The following is an 18,163-nucleotide window of genomic DNA, read 5'->3' as shown; positions in this document are numbered from 1 at the left end:
ATGCTTTGTCCGAGGCCGTGAAGGTGGGTTAGCCTGCGGCGTATTTTTCTCATCATGCAAATCCGTGAACTGCGGAAATGCACACACCAACGGCTGGGCGGCGCTGTGCTCCCGGCCGCGGTTCCGAGCCCTCGCCGCGGGGGCTCTTGGGGAGCGGATCGAGGGTGCGCATGGCCGGCAAGGCGACCGGGACGACCGAGGCTGTCCCGGGTGACCACGAACTGAGAATGCTGCTCGCGGGGCTGACCGCCGTGCGCGACGGGGACTTCGGCACCAGGCTGCCGGACGACTCCACCGGGCTCATGGGCGACATCGCCACCGTGTTCAACGGCATGGTCGACCAGCTGTCCGTGTTCACCTCCGAAGTCACCCGGGTGGCCCGCGAGGTCGGCACCGAGGGCACCCTCGGCGGTCAGGCCCAGGTGCCCGGTGTCTCCGGCACCTGGGCCGACCTCACCGACTCCGTCAACGCGATGGCGGGCAACCTCACCACGCAGGTGCGCGACATCGCGCAGGTCGCCACCGCCGTGGCCAAGGGCGACCTGTCCCAGAAGATCGACGTGCCCGCCCGCGGCGAGATCCTCCAGCTGAAGGAAACCGTCAACACGATGGTGGACCAGCTCTCGGCGTTCGCGGACGAGGTGACGCGGGTGGCCCGCGAGGTGGGCACCGAGGGCCGGCTCGGCGGGCAGGCCCAGGTCCCCGGGGTCGCGGGGGTCTGGCGGGACCTGACGGACTCGGTCAACTTCATGGCCGGGAACCTGACGGCGCAGGTGCGCAACGTGGCCCAGGTGACGACCGCGGTGGCGCAGGGTGATCTGTCGCAGAAGATCACGGTGGACGCGCGGGGCGAGATCCTGGAGCTGAAGAGCACCATCAACACGATGGTGGACCAGCTCTCCGCGTTCGCCGACGAGGTGACGCGGGTGGCCCGCGAGGTGGGCACGGAGGGCCGGCTCGGCGGTCAGGCCGACGTCAAGGGCGTCAAGGGCACCTGGCGGGACCTGACGGACTCGGTCAACTTCATGGCCGGGAACCTGACGGCGCAGGTGCGCAACGTGGCCCAGGTGGCCACCGCGGTGGCGCAGGGCGATCTGTCGCAGAAGATCACGGTGGACGCGCGGGGCGAGATCCTGGAGCTGAAGAACACCATCAACACGATGGTCGACCAGCTCTCCGCGTTCGCCGACGAGGTCACGCGGGTGGCCCGCGAGGTGGGCACGGAAGGCCGGCTCGGCGGTCAGGCCCAGGTGCGCGGGGTCGCCGGCACCTGGAAGGACCTCACCGACAACGTCAACGTGATGGCCTCCAACCTCACCGGCCAGGTCCGCTCCATCGCCCAGGTCGCCACCGCCGTCGCCAAGGGCGATCTGTCCCAGAAGATCACCGTCGAGGCCAAGGGCGAGGTCGCCGCCCTCGCCGATGTGATCAACACCATGGTCGACACCCTGTCGGCGTTCGCCGACGAGGTGACCCGGGTGGCCCGCGAGGTGGGCACCGAGGGCCGGCTCGGCGGCCAGGCGCACGTGCCCCACGTGGCCGGCACCTGGAAGGACCTCACCGACAACGTCAACTCCATGGCCAACAACCTCACCGGCCAGGTCCGCAACATCGCGCTGGTGACCACCGCCGTGGCCAAGGGCGACCTGTCGAAGAAGATCGACGTCGACGCCCGCGGCGAGATCCTCGAACTGAAGACCACCATCAACACGATGGTCGACCAGCTCTCCGCCTTCGCCGACGAGGTGACCCGAGTCGCCCGCGAGGTGGGCACCGAGGGCCGGCTCGGCGGACAGGCCGAGGTCGAGGGCGTCTCCGGCACCTGGAAGCGGCTCACCGAGAACGTCAACGAACTCGCCGGCAACCTCACCCGTCAGGTTCGCGCCATCGCCGACGTCGCCAGCGCCGTCGCCGAGGGCGACCTGACCCGCTCCATCACCGTCGACGCCTCCGGCGAGGTCGCCGACCTCAAGGACAACATCAACTCCATGGTGGAGTCCCTGCGCGAGACCACCCGGGCCAATCAGGAACAGGACTGGCTCAAGACCAACCTCGCCCGGATCTCCGGCCTCATGCAGGGCCACCGCGACCTGCCCGTCGTCGCCGAACTCATCATGGACGAGCTGGTGCCGCAGGTGTCCGCCCAGTACGGCGCCTTCTACCTCGCCGAGGAGAGCGACGCCGGGCCCGAGCTGCGGCTCGTCGGCTCCTACGGCCGGCCCGAGGAGGACACCCGGCCCGTCCGCATCGCGTTCGGCCGCTCCCTGGTCGGCCAGGCCGCGCGCAGCCGCCGTACCATCGCCGTGGACGAGCTGCCGCCCGGATACGTCACCATCTCCTCCGGGCTCGGACAGGTCGAGCCGACCGCGCTGCTGCTGCTGCCGATCGTCTTCGAGGAGCAGGTCCTCGGCGTCATCGAGCTGGCCTCCGTCACCCCGTTCACCGCCGTCCAGCGGGACTTCCTCCAGCAGCTGGTGGACACCATCGGGGTCAACGTCAACACCATCGTCGCCAACGCCCGCACCGACGAACTCCTCCAGGAGTCGCAGCGGCTGACCAGTGAACTCCAGTCCCGCTCGGCCGAGTTGCAGGCCCGGCAGGAGGAACTCCAGCGCTCCAACGCCGAACTGGAGGAGAAGGCCTCGCTGCTGGCGGAGCAGAACCGGGACATCGAGGCGAAGAACCTCCAGATCGAACAGGCCCGGCAGGAACTGGAGGCGCGCGCCCAGCAGCTGTCGCTCGCCTCCAAGTACAAGTCCGAGTTCCTCGCGAACATGAGCCACGAGCTGCGCACCCCGCTCAACAGCCTCCTCATCCTCGCCCAGTTGCTGGCCCAGAACCCCTCCCGCAACCTCACCCCGAAGCAGGTCGAGTACGCGGGCATCATCCACTCGGCCGGCTCCGACCTGCTCCAGCTCATCAACGACATCCTGGACCTGTCCAAGGTCGAGGCCGGCAAGATGGACGTCAGTCCCGAACGGGTCCCGCTGCGGCAGCTCATCGACTACGTCGAAGCCACCTTCCGCCCGATGACCTCCCAGAAGAGCCTGGACTTCACCGTCACCACGGCCCCCGGCGCCCCCGCCGACCTGCTCACCGACGACTCCCGGCTCCGGCAGATCCTGCGCAACCTGCTGTCCAACGCGGTGAAGTTCACCGAGCAGGGCGGTGTCGAACTGCGCGTCGAACCCGTCGGCGACGACGAGGTGCCCGCCGGCGTCGTACGCGGCGGCGCGGTCGTCGCCTTCCGGGTGAAGGACACCGGCATCGGCATCCCCGAACAGCAACTGGAGACCATCTTCGGCGCGTTCCAGCAGGCGGACGGCACCACGAGCCGCAAGTACGGCGGCACCGGGCTCGGTCTGTCCATCACCCGGGAGATCGCCCACCTGCTCGGCGGCGCCGTCACCGTGGACAGCACCCCCGGCAGGGGCAGCACGTTCACCCTCTTCCTCCCGGTGGCCCGGCCGGACTTCGACGAACTCCTGCGCAACGGCCGCTCCGTCCTGAAGACCGGGCAGGAGGCCGTGGACGAGCCGGACGGCCCCGTCCAGCAGCGTCCGCCGGTCCTCGCGCGGCGGGAGCGGCCACGCCGCCTGCTCGTCGTCGAGGAGCGCCCGCGCGGACTGCTGACGCTTGTCGCCGAGAGCGTCGTGCGAGATCTGGAGACCGGCCGCACCGACGGCGACGGCACGCCCGTCGACATCATCACCGCGGTCGGCGCCCAGGAAGCGGCCGGTGCCCTCGCCGCCGAACCCTGCCACTGCGTCGTGGTGGACCTGGGCGTGCCCGACGGGGAGTCGGCCCGGTTCCTGGAGGCGCTGCGCGCCGACTCGGCCCTGACCGGCGTCCCGGTGCTGGTGCACGGCTCGCACCGCACCGAACCCCTCGCCGAGGACACCGCGGGCGGTTCGCTGGAGTACCTGTTCAGCCTGGACGAGCTGCGCGAACGGATCGCCCTGCACCTGTCCGCCGAGGAGCCCGGCGAGGTGCTCACCCTGGTCCGCGGGGACGAGACCCAGCACACCGCGCCCCACCTGATCGACGAGCACACCCGGGGCCGTACCGTCCTCGTCGTCGACGACGACGCCCGGAACCTGTTCGCGCTCAGCGGCATCCTCGAACTGCACGGCTTCCGCGTCCTGCACGCGGAGAACGGCCGCAAGGGCATCGAGACGCTGCTGCACAACCCGGACGTCGAACTCGTCCTGATGGACGTGATGATGCCCGAGATGGACGGCTACACCGCCACGGCGGAGATCCGCAAGATGCCGCAGTACGCCGACCTGCCGGTCATCGCCGTGACCGCCAAGGCCATGCAGGGCGACCGGGAGAAGAGCCTCGCCTCCGGCGCCAGCGACTACGTCACGAAACCGGTCGACACCCACGACCTCATCGCCTGTGTCCGGCGCTGGCTCCCCGCATGAACACGGCCATGAGCACGGCACAGTGCGCCCGCCCCACCGCAGGCCGAGGAGTACCGATCCGGTGAACGCGTACGAACCGGGCACGCCCGCAGGCGTGCCCGCCCAGCTCCCCGCCGCCGACGCGGCCTCGTCCGACGTACCCGCCACCACCCCGGTCGGCCGGCTCGCCGCCACCGTGGACCGGCTGCGCCGCGAGGTACAGGTGGCGCAGGCCGAGGCGGAGGGCCGGGCGCTGATCGAACTGGCCAAGGGCATCCTGGTCGAACGCCTCGGCTGCGGCCCCGCCCAGGCCGCCCGTCAGCTCGCCGAACTCACCGAGCAGGCGCAGGTGACCCCGCTGGAGTTCGCGGTGGACGTCATCAACCAGGCGGCCCGGGACCGCGTCGCGGAGGTCACCGAGGCGTTCCTGTCCGTCGCCGCGGACCCGGCCGGGCCCGTCGCGGAGTCCGCCGCCGTACGGCTGCGCGCCGCCGAGAGCGGTCTCCTGGCCGCCCACGACACCCAGGCGATGGCCGACTCCCTGCTCGACCACGCCCTGCGCCCGCTGGGCGCGGTCGCCGTCGCCATCTGGTCGGCCCGCTCCGACGGCTCGCTGACCCTCGCGGGCAGCGCCGGCTTCCCGCCGGGCGAGGCGGCCCGCTGGCACTACGTCCCGCCCGACGTGGCCACCGTGGCCCGGCGGGGCCTGACCGAGCCCGACGGGCAGTGGCTGCCGTCGCTCGCCGGGTCCGGGCTGCCCACGATCGGCCGCCGCGAGTACGCCGACGGCGCCCGGATCGCCGTACCCGCCGGGGCGGGCGGCCGGATCCACGGCGTCCTGGAGATCGCCTGGCCCAAGCCGGAGGAACCGCTGCCGCGCCCCGTCCTCCGGCAGGTGGAGGCCCTCGCCGAGCTGTGCGCGCACTCCCTGGAGAGCTTCGTGCCGCCGCCCGGCACCGGAACGGAACCCGGGCTGCTGCCCGACGTGGTCGAGCTGATGGACCTGGCCGACGGGCTGCACGACCCGGCCCTGGTGCTCGTGCCGCACCTCGACGACACCGGACAGCTGGTCGACTTCCGCATCCAGCACGTCAACAGCCGCTTCCTGGACCCGGCGGGCCGGCCCCGGGCGGTCGTGGGCGGCGCCCTGCTGCTGGAGGCATACCCGATGGCCGCAGGCGACAGCGAGCTGTTCCAGCGGGTGGAACGGGTCTACGCCACCGGCGAGCCGTTCCGCGCCCGGCGGATGCGGCTGACCGCCCTGGTCGACCAGGTGCCGCTGTCCGCCGTCGCCGACATCAGCATCAGCCGGCACGGCTCCGGCGTGCTGCTGATCTGGCGGATCGAGGACGAGACCGCGCGGCTGGCCAGCCTGCTCCAGCACGCCCAGCGGCTCGGCCGGATCGGCGGTTTCGAGGAGAATCTGCTCACCGGCGAGATCACCTGGAACGGCCAGCTCTTCAGCCTGTACGGCCGCCCGCCCACGAGCTCCCCGGTCGCGCTCCAGGACCTGCCGGCCCACGCCCACCCCGACGACGCCGTCATCCTCGGCCGCTTCCTGCGCACCGTGCTGCACCACCGCAGGTCCGCCTCCGCCGCGTTCCGGCTGATGCGCCCGGACGGGGTGACCCGGCACATCCGGGTGGTCGCCGAACCCGTCCTCGACACCGGCGGCCAGCTCTTCGGCGTCCGCGGCGCCTACCAGGACATCTCCGCCCAGCACTGGACGGAGGTCGCCCTCGCCGCCACCCGCGACCAGCTGGCCCACACCGAGCAGCAGGCCGTGGAGCGCAACCGGCTCACCCTCCAGCTCCAGCACGCCATCATGCCCCCGGCCCAGGCCCCGCTGCGGGTGCCCGGCCTCCAGGTGGCGGTGCGCTACCGGCCCGCCGAGACCGAGCACCTGGTCGGCGGCGACTGGTACGACGCCGTGGTGCTGCCCTCCGGACTGGTCCTGCTGTGCGTCGGCGACGTCGCCGGGCACGGTATCGAGGCGGCGACCAGCATGGTCGTCCTGCGCAACGCGCTGCGCGGCCTCGCGGTGACCGGCGCCGGCCCGGCGCAGCTGCTGTCCTGGCTGAACATCGTCGCCCACCATCTGACCGGCGCCGTCACCGCGACCGCCGTGTGCGGCCTGTACGACGGCGAGCGGCGGACCCTGCGCTGGGCGCGGGCGGGCCATCTGCCGCCGGTGCTGGTACGGGAGGCGGACGCCACCGCGCTGCCCCCGGTCAAGGGGCTGCTGCTGGGCGCCGTCCCGGAGGCGCGCTACGAGGAGACGGAGGTGCAGCTGGCCGCCGGGGACACCTTGCTGATGTACACCGACGGCCTGATCGAGCGCCGGGACCGCTCGGTGGAGGAGTCGCTGTCGTATCTGCTGGACACGGCGCGCGCGGCGCCCAGCACCCTGGACCAGCAACTGGACCGGCTGCTCACCTACAGCAGGTCGGACACCGACGACGACACCTGCATCGTCGGCATCAGGGTCGACTGACGCTCCCGGCCCGGCCGGTCAGCCGCCGGCCGGCGCCACGAGCGGCACGGTCGCGGTGACCCGCTTGCCCTGGGACAGCCAGGTCACCTCCAGGCCGCGGGAGACCATCGCCACGAGGTGCAGACCGTGGCCGCCGACCCGCCGGGGATCGGGAGGACGCCGGCGTGGCGGTTCCCCGGAGGTGTCCGTGACGGAGATGCGCAGCGCGGTGGCGTCGGGCAGCAGCTCCAGGCGCAGCGCGCACGGGCCGGGCGCGTGCTTGGCCGCGTTGGTGACGAGTTCGCTGACGACGAGCTGGGCATCCTGCACCGGCCGCCGCCCCGGTGTGGGCCGCGCCCGCGCCAGCAGGGCCGCGACGGCGTCTCTCGCCTCGGCGATGCTGGAGACGCCGGTGTCCCAGGTGCGGCTGTAACGCAGGGGCGCGGCGCGGTCCTGCGTCGTCGCGTGGGTCCTGAGCGGGATGTCCATACCTCGTTGCCCTTTTTCCTCTGGGGACAGGGGCCCTTCCTGTGCACAGGGGGGTCGTTGCCGTCCCTGCTCGGTTACCCGCAGGGCCGCCGGTCAAGGGGACGTCCCCGAGGAATCCTCCGGATGCTCACGAAGCCCTGCTGAGGGGCCGCGCGGGCGGCGCGGGAACACAGCGGAACGGGCCCGGAGGCCCGCTCGCGCGGGATTCTCCGGACCCGTTCCGCAGCCGGAACGCTTCAGTGCTTGAAGACGTCCTTGGCCTTCTCCTTGGCCTCACGGGCGTCTCCCTTGGCGCCCTTCATGCGGCCCTCGGCCTCCACGCTCTCGTTGCCGACGGCGCGGCCCGCGGCCTCCTTGACCTTGCCCTTGGCCTGCTCCGCCTTGGCCTTCGCCTTCTGGTTGCCGGCCATCACGTGTCACATCCCCACATCGACGGTCTCTGGTCGCCATCCGACTTGCCGCTGTGCGGCCGTCCAAACCACTGTCCGCGTCAGGGCTCGCGGCGCCGCCGCACGAGGTGCCGTACGACGAACGCCGCGAGGAGGACGGCGACGGCGACGAGGACGTACAGCTGGTAGCGCCGGATCTCGTCGTAGATCGCGGTGATGTGGCTGCCCGCGAGGTAGGCCAGGGTCGTCCACAGGCCGACCCACAGGGCCGCGCCCAGGGCGTTGAAGGCGAGGAAGCGGCGCCAGTGCATGCCGGTCGTGCCGGCGATGACGCCGTTGGCCTGGCGCAGGCCCTCGACGAACCGGGCCACCGTCACGATCTTGCCGCCGTGCCGGGTGAAGAACGCCTCGGCGGCCTCGAACCGCTTGGGCGTCAGGAAGACGTACCTGCCCCACCGGTGCACGAAGGCCCGCCCGCCGAACCGGCCGATCAGGTAGCCGAGGTTGTCCCCGGCGACGGCCGCGACGAACGCGATGACCGCCACGGCCGCGACGTTCAGCCGCCCCGTGCCCGCGTACACCCCCGCCGCGAGCAGGATGGTCTCGCCGGGCGCGGGGACGCCGAAGTCCTCGACGAAGACCACCGCGCCCACGGCCCAGTAGCCGTAGTGGCCGAGCAGTGGCTCCAGATGGGCCAGCGGTCCCGGAAGCGGAGGCGACATGCCTCAACGGTACGTCGGTGCGGCCGTGCGGTGATCAGGGCCGGCTGACGGAGGCTTCCTGGTCCTGCTGGTCCTGCTGGTCCTGCTGGTCCTGCTGGTCGTGGCTGTCCCGCTGGTCCCGCGCGGCGGCGTCCGGGCCGGCCTCGGCCTCCGGTGCCGTGCGCCGGTCCCGGCGGCCGGTCAGGCGCCGGGCGAGCGGCTCGGTGTACCGGGCGGTCAGCGGGCCGAGCACGACGAGGAGCAGCACATAGGCGGTGGCGAGCGGGCCGAGGTCGGAGTCGATGCCGGAGGTGACGGCGAGCCCCGCGATGACGATGGAGAACTCGCCGCGGGCGACCAGGGTGCCGCCGGCCCGCCACCGGCCCTTGGCCGAGATGCCCGCGCGGCGGGCCGCCCAGTAGCCGGTGGCGACCTTGGTGAGGGTGGTGACGACGGCCAGGGCGAGGGCGGGCAGCAGCACCGGCGGGATGCTCGCCGGGTCGGTGTGCAGGCCGAAGAAGACGAAGAACACCGCCGCGAACAGGTCCCGCAGCGGGGCGAGGAGGTTGTGGGCGCCCTCGGCGACCTCCCCGGACAGGGCGATGCCCACCAGGAACGCGCCGACCGCCGCCGAGACCTGGAGCTGCTGGGCGACACCGGCCACCACCAGCGTCAGCCCGAGCACCACCAGCAGCAGCTTCTCGGGGTCGTCGGTGGAGACGAACCGGGAGATGTGCCGGCCGTAGCGGACCGCGACCAGCAGCACCAGGCCCGCCACGCCGAGCGCGATGGCCAGCGTGACGCTGCCGGCCGCGAAACCGGTCCCGGCCAGCAGGGCCGTGACCACGGGCAGGTAGACCGCCATGGACAGGTCCTCCAGCACCAGGATGCTGAGGATCACCGGCGTCTCCCGGTTGCCGATCCGGCCGAGGTCGCCGAGGACCTTGGCGATGACGCCGGAGGAGGAGATCCAGGTGATGCCGGCCAGGACGACGGCGGCGATCGGGCCCCAGCCCAGCAGCAGGGCCATGGCGGCGCCGGGCAGGGCGTTGAGGGTGGCGTCGACGATCCCGGCCGGGTACTGGGTCTTCAGGTTCGAGACCAGATCGCCGGCCGTGTATTCGAGCCCCAGCATGAGCAGCAGCAGGACCACGCCGATCTCGGCGCCGATCGCGACGAACTCCTCGCTGGTGCCGAGCGGCAGCAGACCGCCCTCGCCGAAGGCGAGTCCGGCCAGCAGATACAGCGGGATGGGCGAGAACCGCAGGCGGGCGGCGAGCCGGCCCAGCAGCCCGAGGCCGAGGATGATCGCGCCGAACTCGATCAGGAAGACCGCGGAGGAGTGCATCCGGATCACTCCCGCCCGAGTATCGCGGCGGCGGCGTCGACGCCCTCGCGGGTGCCGATGACGATCAGTGTGTCCCCGCCGGCCAGCCGGAAACCGGGGCCGGGGGAGGGGATCGCCTCGGCGCGGCGCAGGACGGCCACGATCGACACGCCGGTCTCGGTGCGCATCCGGGTCTCGCCGAGCAGCCGTCCGTTCCAGTGCGAGGTCCCGGACAGCTCGATCCGCTCGGCCACCAGGCCCAGCTCCGTGGTGGAGAGCAGGGTGGGGCTGTGGTGGGTCGGCTTCAGCGCGTCGACCAGCGCCTCCGCCTCCTGGCCGGTGAGATGGACCGACAGGGCGCAGGCGTCCGGATCGTCACGCTGGTAGGCGCTGAGCGTGCGCGAACCGTCCCGGTGGGCCACCACCGACAGGTGACGGTGTTCGCGTGTCGTCAGGTCGTACCGGACGCCTATGCCCGGCAACGGTGTCCTGCTGGTGCGTGCGACGCTCATGGTGCCCCCTGCCCGGCTTGAATGTTTCTTGGTGAAACTTTTAGCCGAACCCTACCCTGAAGCGTGATCGTCGCAGGAGGGGGCGGAGCGGGCGGGGGCGGAGCGGGCGGGGGCGGAGCGCTAGGACCCGGAGGCCGCGGCCCCCTCGCCGCCGGCGGGATCGGGCTGGCACGAGTGGCACAACTCGTGGTCCCCGTCGCGGGTGACGACGGTTCCCCAGCCGAGGCACTGCTCGCAGTCGCGGGCGAGGGCCAGATCGGGGTGGGGCGGGAAGGGGTTGCGGTGGGCTCCGTGCGCCATACGGTGAGCGGCTCCTTGCGGTCGCGGGGCGTGGTGCGCGGGGACGCGGGCGATCAGAATGACGTCCACTATGTCCTATTTATTCCCCCATGTCAGTGATAAATGTCATGGGGGACCACCGCGATGCCATGCGGTGCCGGTCAGCCCAGGTTCCCCAGCCGGGCGTCGCGCCACAGGTCCACGCCGCCCTCGGTCGCGTACCGGTCGATCTCGGCCAGCTCCTCGTCGCCGAAGGACAGGTTCTCCAGCGCGGCGACGTTCTGCTCCAGCTGTTCGACCCGCGAGGCGCCGATGACGAGCGAGGTCACCCGCTCGTCCCGGAGCGCCCAGGCCAGCGCCAGCTGGGCCAGCGTCTGCCCGCGCCGGGCCGCGATGCCGTTCAGGGCGCGCAGCCGGTCCCGCAGGTCGTCCGTCAGCCAGGAGGCGTCCAGGGACGTGCCCCGCGCGGCCCGCGAGTCCGCCGGGACGCCGTCCAGGTAGCGGCCGGTGAGCAGGCCCTGGGCGAGCGCCGTGAAGCCGATGACGCCGAAGCCCTCCTCCTGGGCCGCGTCCAGCAGGCCGTCGGTCTCGATCCAGCGGTTGAGCATGCTGTACGACGGCTGGTGGATCAGCAGCGGGGTGCCGAGCTCGCGCAGGATCGCGGCGGCCTGCCGGGTGCGTTCGGCGTCGTAGGAGGAGATGCCGACGTAGAGGGCCTTGCCCTGGCGGACGGCGGTGTCGAGCGCGCCCATCGTCTCCTCCAGCGGCGTGCTCGCGTCCAGCCGGTGGGAGTAGAAGATGTCCACGTAGTCGAGGCCCGTCCGGGCGAGCGACTGGTCCAGGGAGGCCAGCAGGTACTTGCGGGAGCCGCCGCCCTGCCCGTAGGGGCCGGGCCACATGTCCCAGCCGGCCTTGGTGGAGATCACCAGCTCGTCGCGGTAGGGCGCCAGGTCGCGCTGGAGCAGCCGCCCGAAGTTCAGCTCTGCCGCGCCGTAGGGCGGGCCGTAGTTGTTGGCGAGGTCGTGGTGGGTGATCCCGAGGTCGAAGGCGCGCAGCGCGATCTCGCGCTGGGTCTCGAACGGGCGGTCGTCGCCGAAGTTGTGCCAGTAGCCCAGGGACAGGACCGGCAGGTCCAGTCCGGAACGGCCGGTGCGCCGGTAGCGCATGGTGCCGTCGTAGCGAGCGGGGTCCGCGACGTACGTCATCGGGTCTTCTCCGGGTGGTGCCGTAGGGATGCCCCGCGTGTGCGCGCGGGCCCGTCCACCCTGCTCCGGGGCACCGCGCAAGTCCAACCGCCGTCCCGGATGGGATTGAGCGGTTCCGTTTCTGAATCGGGCACAGGGGCAGGCGGTGATCAACGGAGCGAGAGCAAGGAGGCGCTCATGAGCAGCGGTGCGTGGTCCGGCGGGGAACGGGAGGACCGGGAGGGACGGCGGGTGCCGGGGGCGGTGGCGCGGCTGCCGCGTCAGGTCCGGGAGGAGCTGACCCGCAGGCTGCGCCGCAAGCGGGGCGCCTTCCGCGCGGACGACGTCCAGGTCGTCGAGCCCCCGCTGCTCCGGCGCGCCGTCGGCGCCTCCGCGCTCGGCAACTGCATGGAGTGGTTCGACTTCGGCGTCTACAGCTACCTCGCCGCCACCATCGGCAAGGTGTTCTTCCCCGGAGCCTCCCCGGCCGCCCAGGTCATCTCCTCGTTCGCGACCTTCGCCGCCGCCTTCGTCGTACGGCCCCTCGGCGGGCTGGTCTTCGGTCCGCTCGGCGACCGGATCGGGCGGCAGAAGGTGCTCGCCACCACCATGATCATGATGGCGGCCGGCACCTTCGCCATCGGTGTGATCCCCGGCTACGCCACCATCGGACTCGCCGCGCCCGTGCTGCTCCTGCTGGCCCGCATGGTCCAGGGCTTCTCCACCGGCGGCGAGTACGGCGGAGCCACCACTTTCGTCGCCGAGTACTCCCCGGACCGGCGGCGCGGCTTCCTCTCCAGCTGGCTGGACTTCGGCACCTTCACCGGCTACGCCCTCGGCTCGGCCCTGGTCACCCTGCTCAACCTGGCCCTGACGGACGAGCAGATGCTCTCCTGGGGCTGGCGCGTGCCGTTCCTGATCGCCGGGCCGCTCGGCGTGATCGGCCTCTACATGCGGCTGAAGCTGGAGGAGTCCCCGGCCTTCCAGCAGCAGCTGGACGAACACGAGAAGACGCTGGCGCAGGAGTCGGCGGGCGGCGAGTTCAAGGACATCGTCAGGAACCACTGGCGGCCCCTGCTCGTCTGCATGGGCCTGGTGCTGCTCTACAACGTCACGAACTACATGGTCACCGGCTATCTGCCGACCTACCAGACCGAGACCCTGCACCGCTCCAGCGGTTCCGCGGACGTCCTGGTCCTCGTCGGGATGGTGTGGATCGTCGTCCTGATCACCTTCCTCGGCCGGCTCAGCGACCGGGTCGGCCGGCGTCCGCTCTACGCCGTCGCCGCGGCGGCGATGATCGTGCTCGCCGTCCCCGCCTTCCTGCTGATCAAGGCGCACGGCACCTGGCCGCCGATCCTCGGGGTACTGCTCCTGGCCACGCTGCTGGCCTGCTTCGCCGCCCCCAGCGCGGCCACCCTGCCGGCCCTGTTCCCGACCGCCGTCCGCTACGCGGCCATGGGCATCGGCTTCAACTTCGCCGTCGCCGCGTTCGGCGGCACCACCCCGCTGGTCACCGCCGCGCTGGTCGACCTCACCGGCGACGACCTCATGCCCGCCTACTACCTGATGCTGGCCGGCGCCATCGGCCTGCTCACCGTGCGGTTCCTGCCCGAGAGCGCCCAGGTCCCGCTCAAGGGCTCCCAGCCGATGGTCGGTTCGCGGGAGGAGAGGCGCGAACTCATCAGCGCTTCCCAGGAGTTGTACGCCCTCGCGCAGGAGCGGGGCAGGGCGCGGCACGGCTGAGCGACGGCCGTGCCGGGAGGCTTGTCCGATCCTACGAACTTCCGGTCTGCCGGGTTACCGGCCCGCACCGCGTTTGATAGGAAACTTTCCTACCAGTGACTGGTGCGGACCAACTTCCCACCCCCCACTCCCCCTTGGAGTCCCTGTGGTGTACGCAGACCGCGAAGCGGCAGCCGCCGCGAGCCCCGCCGGCCTCTCCCGTCTCTCCCGCCGTACCGTCGTCGCCGCGCTCGGCGCCGTCGCCTCGGGCGCCCTGCTCGGAGTCTCCCGCGCCGGCACGGCCTCGGCCGCCGCGCCGGGGCTGGACGACCCGGCGAAGAAGGAGATCGCCATGAAGCTGGTGTCGAGCGCGGAGAACTCCTCGCTCGACTGGAAGGCCCAGTACAAGTACATCGAGGACATCGGCGACGGCCGCGGCTACACGGCCGGCATCATCGGCTTCTGCTCCGGCACCGGTGACATGCTCGACCTCGTCCAGCTCTACGCCGACCGCAAGCCCGGCAACGTCCTGGCCAAGTACCTGCCCGCCCTGCGCAAGGTCAACGGCACCGACTCGCACCAGGGCCTGGACCCCAACTACCCCGCGGACTGGCGCAAGGCCGCCCAGGACACCGCCTTCCAGCAGGCCCAGAACGACGAACGCGACCGCGTCTACTTCAACCCCGCCGTCGCCCAGGGCAAGACGGACGGACTGCGGGCGCTCGGCCAGTTCGTCTACTACGACGCCATCGTCATGCACGGCGACGGCGACGACCCGACCAGCTTCCGCAACATTCGCAAGCGCGCCCTGCGCAGCGCCAAGCCGCCGGCCCAGGGCGGCGACGAGACGACGTACCTCAACGCCTTCCTGGACGCCCGGGTGTGGGCCATGAAGCAGGAGGAGGCCCACAGCGACACCAGCCGCGTCGACACCGCGCAGCGGGTCTTCCTGCGCAAGGGCAACCTCGACCTGAACACCCCGCTCGACTGGAAGGTCTACGGCGACAGCTACCACATCGGCTGACCTCCGTCAGGAGGCGCGCGGCAGGCCGGCGGGCACGGGCTCCGGTACCGGGGAGCGCGGCCCGGCGGCCCGCCGTGCCAGGACGCGCCGGATCACGGCGATCGCCACGGCGGCGGCCCGAACGGCGGCTTCCCGTGGCCCCCTGTCCCGGCCACACCGGCGCACCCGCCTGCCGGGCGGGCGGCGGGCGCGGACGCGGTGCCGTGGCGATCGGCGGAGGTCCGGACCACAGGCCCGGCGGGCCGGGGATGTCCCACCTGGTGGGGCGCACTCGCATGGCATGCCTCCGGCGAGGAAAGATGAGCGGTGAGCGAACGACCCACCGAAGCGGAGGAACGGACTCATGGCGCACGAGCGCGCCGGCCGGCCGGCCGGTCCCGAGGACCTTGTCGACGTGGCCCGGCTGGTCACGGCGTACTACACGCTGCACCCCGACCCGGCCGACCCGGGACAGCGGGTGGCGTTCGGCACCTCGGGCCACCGCGGCTCGTCCCTGGCGAGCGCCTTCAACGAGGACCACATCGCCGCCACCAGCCAGGCCATCTGCGAGTACCGGGCCGCCCAGGGCACCGACGGGCCGCTCTTCCTGGGCGCCGACACCCACGCCCTGTCCGAGCCGGCCAAGGCCACCGCGCTGGAGGTGTTCGCCGCCAACGAGGTGACCGTCCTCATCGACGGCGCGGACGGCTACACGCCCACGCCCGCCGTCTCGCACGCGATCCTGACCCACAACCGGGGCCGCACCACGGGCCTCGCCGACGGTGTGGTCGTCACCCCGTCGCACAACCCGCCCGCCGACGGCGGCTTCAAGTACAACCCGCCGAGCGGCGGCCCGGCGGCCTCCGACGCCACCTCCTGGATCCAGGACCGCGCCAACCAGATCATCACGGGCGGCCTGAAGGACGTACGCCGCCTGCCGTACGCCCGCGCGCTCGCCGCGGACACCACCCGGCGGTACGACTTCCTCGGCACGTACGTCACCGATCTGCCCAGTGTCCTGGACCTGGACGCCGTCCGCGCGTCCGGTGTGCGCATCGGCGCCGACCCGCTCGGCGGCGCCTCCGTCGCCTACTGGGGCCGGATCGCCGAGCAGCACGGCATCGACCTGACCGTGGTCAATCCGCACACCGACCCCACCTGGCGGTTCATGACGCTGGACTGGGACGGCCAGATCCGCATGGACTGCTCCTCGCCCTACGCGATGGCCTCCCTCATCGAGCAGCGCGACCGCTTCCGCATCGCCACCGGCAACGACGCCGACGCCGACCGGCACGGCATCGTCACCCCGGACGCGGGCCTGATGAACCCCAACCACTACCTCGCCGTCGCCATCTCCTACCTCTTCCGGCACCGCGACCAGTGGTCGGCATCCGCGGGCATCGGCAAGACCCTCGTCTCCTCCACCATGATCGACCGGGTCGCCGGGGACCTCGGCCGCCGGCTCGTCGAGGTACCGGTCGGCTTCAAGTGGTTCGTGGACGGACTGGTCGGCGGCGACCTCGGGTTCGGCGGCGAGGAGTCGGCCGGCGCGTCCTTCCTGCGCCGGGACGGCTCGGTGTGGACCACCGACAAGGACGGCATCATCCTCGCCCTGCTCGCCGCCGAGATCACGGCCGTCACCGACAAGACCCCCTCGGAGCACTACGCCGACCTGACCGCCCGCTTCGGCGCACCCGCCTACGCCCGCATCGACGCCCCCGCGACCCGCGAACAGAAGGCGCTGCTCGCCAAGTTGTCGCCGGCGCAGGTCACCGCGGACACGCTGGCCGGGGAGGCGGTCACGGCCGTGCTCACCGAGGCGCCCGGCAACGGCGCTGCCATCGGCGGCATCAAGGTCACCACCGAGAACGCCTGGTTCGCCGCCCGGCCCTCGGGCACCGAGGACGTCTACAAGGTGTACGCCGAGTCCTTCCTCGGTGCCGACCACCTGGCCCGGGTGCAGGAGGAGGCCCAGGCCGTGGTGCTGGGAGCGCTCGGCGGCTGAGCGGACGGTCGGGGCGGCCTCCCGGCCCGGGGGGCCGTCCCCCCGCTCCCGGCTCAGTCCCGTCCGCGTCCCCGGTCCAGGCGGTCCAGCACGGCCTCGGCCATGGCGGCTTCGCCCTTGGCGTTGGGGTGTGCCGGGGCGGCGGGGGAGGAGGGTTGCAGCGGTTCGATCCAGCGGTCCGCCGGCGCCTTGCACATGTCGTGGCCGACCGTGGGGCCGTAGGTGTCCACGTACGCGGCCCGGTTCACACCGGCCACCAGCCGCAGCATCAGGTTCAGCCGCTTCTCGGTGTCCCGCAGGTAGCCGAAGTCCTTCTGGGCGAAGGGGACTTGCGGGAAGCAGCCGCTGCCGTCGTCGGGCAGGAGGTCCGGGTAGCCGACGACGACCACCCGGGCGTGCGGCGCCCGGGCGTGCACGGCCCGCAGCACCCGGTCGATCTTCGGCGCGGTCCGCACGACGGTGAGGGCCAACTGGTCGTGACCGGAGGCCGTGTAGGCGCGCTCACAGGGGTTGCCCGCGGGGTCCTGGGCGGCCAGGCGGGCACAGGTGCCGATGATGGAGCCGAAACCGACGTCGTTGCCGCCGATCTGCACCGTCACCAGGTCCGTGTGCCGGTCCAGGGCGTCGAGCTGGGGCGGGTTGGCGCCCTGCGCCTGCCACATCTCGGCGGTCGTCGCCCCGCCGCAGCTCACGTCCCTGAAGGCCGCCACCTGCCGCCCGGCGGCCACGAGCGAGGGGTAGTTGTGGTCCGAGCGCGCGCAGCCGGCGTCCACCTGCCGGGGGATTCCGGGGCCCGAGGTGTAGGAGTCGCCGAGCGCGACATAGGCGGTCGCGCGGCCGGGTCCGCCGGGGTGCGCCGCGACCGGTGCCGTGCTGGCGGCGACGAGGGCGCAGCCGCCCAGCGCCGCTCCGAGCACGGCGCTCCGCCGCCGGCCTCTCGCCCGCCCGCCGGATGCCTGCCGTTCGCCATGAGTCCTCCCCCTGAGCCCGCTGCGGCGCGCGGCGGCACCGCCAAGGAGCGGCCCTCGCGCGTTCGACCGGGCCTGTATACCGTCCGGTAGGTCCCGCCGACCAGAAGCCGGACGCGACGAGTTCAGGGGGAGGGGCGGGCGGCAGTCCCGGGGGAGGGGCCGGTTCAGACCCCGGACACCTGTTCCTTCGGGGCGGACGGCTGGAGCGGGGCCGCCGTCTGGAGCAGGGAGTCGTCCTCCGGGCGCGCGCCGGAGAGGCGGTGGCGGGCGGCGATGAGGGCCATGTCGACATCCCGGGTGCCGGTGGCCACGCACAGCGTGTAGGAGATGTCCGCCAGCCGCTGGCGGGCCTCTGGGGTGCTCTCCTCGGCGCCGAGCAAGGTGAAGGCCTCGTACTGGGCGATGAGGTCCTCCAGTACCGCGGGGTGGGCCATGAGCATGCGATCCGCCTCCCTGATGGGTCGCCGATGTGCGAAGTCGCAGCGCGAATACCCGCGCTCCCGCCGCGCATGCCCCCCAGGCGTCCCTTGACGCACAGGGGTGTGAGTGACGGGATCCTCACAGGAAGCCAAGGCGGACGGCAGCTCGCAGGCGTACGTCTACTCCATGGCGCCGACGCGGTGGACGCGCCCTGGACACGGACACTGGCCGCCGGGATGCGGCACCGCTGAGCCGGGGGTCCGGTATGCCCGTGCGTCA

General features: G+C 72.3%; 14 protein-coding genes. 5 read left to right on the top strand and 9 right to left on the bottom strand.

Going from position 1 to position 18,163, the window contains the following annotated elements; translation table 11 throughout:
• Positions 1-170 precede the first annotated feature (170 nt).
• A complete protein-coding gene (locus AQJ11_RS15120) occupies positions 171-4,427 on the top strand; it encodes a HAMP domain-containing protein (RefSeq protein ID WP_059263387.1) in 4,257 nt (1,418 codons plus the stop codon).
• A gap of 61 nt (positions 4,428-4,488) precedes the next feature.
• Positions 4,489-6,900: a SpoIIE family protein phosphatase gene (locus tag AQJ11_RS15115; protein ID WP_014670620.1), complete on the top strand. Its 2,412-nt coding sequence runs from the start codon at positions 4,489-4,491 to the stop codon at positions 6,898-6,900.
• An 18-nt stretch (positions 6,901-6,918) separates the two neighbouring features.
• Here AQJ11_RS15115 and AQJ11_RS15110 read toward each other — a convergent pair whose 3' ends face one another.
• The 7 genes from AQJ11_RS15110 to mgrA all read right to left on the bottom strand — a co-directional run bounded on the left by AQJ11_RS15110 (position 6,919) and on the right by mgrA (position 11,781).
• Complete coding sequence (locus tag AQJ11_RS15110; protein ID WP_014670619.1) at positions 6,919-7,368, bottom strand: ATP-binding protein; 450 nt, start codon at positions 7,366-7,368, stop codon at positions 6,919-6,921.
• 236 nt (positions 7,369-7,604) lie between these two features.
• Positions 7,605-7,778 (bottom strand): CsbD family protein, encoded by a 174-nt coding sequence (locus AQJ11_RS45865; protein WP_078611676.1) that lies wholly within the window; start codon positions 7,776-7,778, stop codon positions 7,605-7,607.
• 80 nt (positions 7,779-7,858) lie between these two features.
• Positions 7,859-8,479 carry a DedA family protein gene (locus AQJ11_RS15105; protein WP_014670617.1) on the bottom strand — a complete coding sequence of 207 codons (621 nt, stop codon included), beginning with the start codon at positions 8,477-8,479 and terminating at the stop codon, positions 7,859-7,861.
• Between the two features lie 34 nt (positions 8,480-8,513).
• Positions 8,514-9,806: a cation:proton antiporter gene (locus AQJ11_RS15100; protein WP_059263386.1), complete on the bottom strand. Its 1,293-nt coding sequence runs from the start codon at positions 9,804-9,806 to the stop codon at positions 8,514-8,516.
• A gap of 5 nt (positions 9,807-9,811) precedes the next feature.
• A complete protein-coding gene (locus tag AQJ11_RS15095) occupies positions 9,812-10,297 on the bottom strand; it encodes a cation:proton antiporter regulatory subunit (RefSeq protein WP_058079197.1) in 486 nt (161 codons plus the stop codon).
• A 120-nt stretch (positions 10,298-10,417) separates the two neighbouring features.
• The gene (locus tag AQJ11_RS15090) at positions 10,418-10,597 is read right to left on the bottom strand and encodes a hypothetical protein (protein ID WP_014670614.1); all 180 of its coding nucleotides are present in this window, start codon (positions 10,595-10,597) and stop codon (positions 10,418-10,420) included.
• 140 nt (positions 10,598-10,737) lie between these two features.
• Entirely contained in the window at positions 10,738-11,781 is a 1,044-nt protein-coding gene (mgrA, locus tag AQJ11_RS15085; RefSeq protein WP_059263385.1) for an L-glyceraldehyde 3-phosphate reductase, read from the bottom strand.
• A 177-nt stretch (positions 11,782-11,958) separates the two neighbouring features.
• On the opposite strand from mgrA, the gene AQJ11_RS15080 reads away from it, so the two are divergent.
• The 3 genes from AQJ11_RS15080 to pgm all read left to right on the top strand — a co-directional run bounded on the left by AQJ11_RS15080 (position 11,959) and on the right by pgm (position 16,493).
• Positions 11,959-13,506, top strand: coding sequence for an MFS transporter (locus tag AQJ11_RS15080; RefSeq protein WP_059263384.1), 1,548 nt, complete (start codon positions 11,959-11,961; stop codon positions 13,504-13,506).
• A gap of 145 nt (positions 13,507-13,651) precedes the next feature.
• Entirely contained in the window at positions 13,652-14,509 is an 858-nt protein-coding gene (locus tag AQJ11_RS15075) for a chitosanase (protein ID WP_014670611.1), read from the top strand.
• Positions 14,510-14,852: 343 nt separating this feature from the next.
• Positions 14,853-16,493 (top strand): phosphoglucomutase (alpha-D-glucose-1,6-bisphosphate-dependent), encoded by a 1,641-nt coding sequence (gene pgm / locus AQJ11_RS15070; protein WP_059263383.1) that lies wholly within the window; start codon positions 14,853-14,855, stop codon positions 16,491-16,493.
• Between the two features lie 53 nt (positions 16,494-16,546).
• On the opposite strand, the gene AQJ11_RS15065 is transcribed toward pgm, so the two are convergent.
• The gene (locus AQJ11_RS15065) at positions 16,547-17,410 is read right to left on the bottom strand and encodes an SGNH/GDSL hydrolase family protein (protein WP_059263382.1); all 864 of its coding nucleotides are present in this window, start codon (positions 17,408-17,410) and stop codon (positions 16,547-16,549) included.
• A 218-nt stretch (positions 17,411-17,628) separates the two neighbouring features.
• Positions 17,629-17,904, bottom strand: coding sequence for a DUF5133 domain-containing protein (locus tag AQJ11_RS15060; protein ID WP_059263381.1), 276 nt, complete (start codon positions 17,902-17,904; stop codon positions 17,629-17,631).
• Positions 17,905-18,163: the final 259 nt, after the last annotated feature.

It is taken from the genome of Streptomyces corchorusii (genome assembly GCF_001514055.1).
Lineage (GTDB): Bacteria > Actinomycetota > Actinomycetes > Streptomycetales > Streptomycetaceae > Streptomyces > Streptomyces olivaceoviridis.
The sequence above is the reverse complement of the archived record's forward strand: the minus strand, read 5'-3'. Positions and strand labels throughout refer to the sequence as shown.

Bases quoted from the DNA above. Each gene is read 5' to 3' on its own strand.
- AQJ11_RS15120 (WP_059263387.1), top strand. From the start codon at position 171: ATGGCCGGCAAGGCGACCGGGACGACCGAGGCTGTCCCGGGTGACCAC.
- AQJ11_RS15060 (WP_059263381.1), bottom strand. From the start codon at position 17,904: ATGCTCATGGCCCACCCCGCGGTACTGGAGGACCTCATCGCCCAGTAC.
- AQJ11_RS15105 (WP_014670617.1), bottom strand. From the start codon at position 8,479: ATGTCGCCTCCGCTTCCGGGACCGCTGGCCCATCTGGAGCCACTGCTC.
- AQJ11_RS15100 (WP_059263386.1), bottom strand. From the start codon at position 9,806: ATGCACTCCTCCGCGGTCTTCCTGATCGAGTTCGGCGCGATCATCCTC.
- pgm (WP_059263383.1), top strand. From the start codon at position 14,853: ATGGCGCACGAGCGCGCCGGCCGGCCGGCCGGTCCCGAGGACCTTGTC.
- mgrA (WP_059263385.1), bottom strand. From the start codon at position 11,781: ATGACGTACGTCGCGGACCCCGCTCGCTACGACGGCACCATGCGCTAC.
- AQJ11_RS15095 (WP_058079197.1), bottom strand. From the start codon at position 10,297: ATGAGCGTCGCACGCACCAGCAGGACACCGTTGCCGGGCATAGGCGTC.
- AQJ11_RS15090 (WP_014670614.1), bottom strand. From the start codon at position 10,597: ATGGCGCACGGAGCCCACCGCAACCCCTTCCCGCCCCACCCCGATCTG.
- AQJ11_RS15110 (WP_014670619.1), bottom strand. From the start codon at position 7,368: ATGGACATCCCGCTCAGGACCCACGCGACGACGCAGGACCGCGCCGCG.
- AQJ11_RS15080 (WP_059263384.1), top strand. From the start codon at position 11,959: ATGAGCAGCGGTGCGTGGTCCGGCGGGGAACGGGAGGACCGGGAGGGA.
- AQJ11_RS45865 (WP_078611676.1), bottom strand. From the start codon at position 7,778: ATGGCCGGCAACCAGAAGGCGAAGGCCAAGGCGGAGCAGGCCAAGGGC.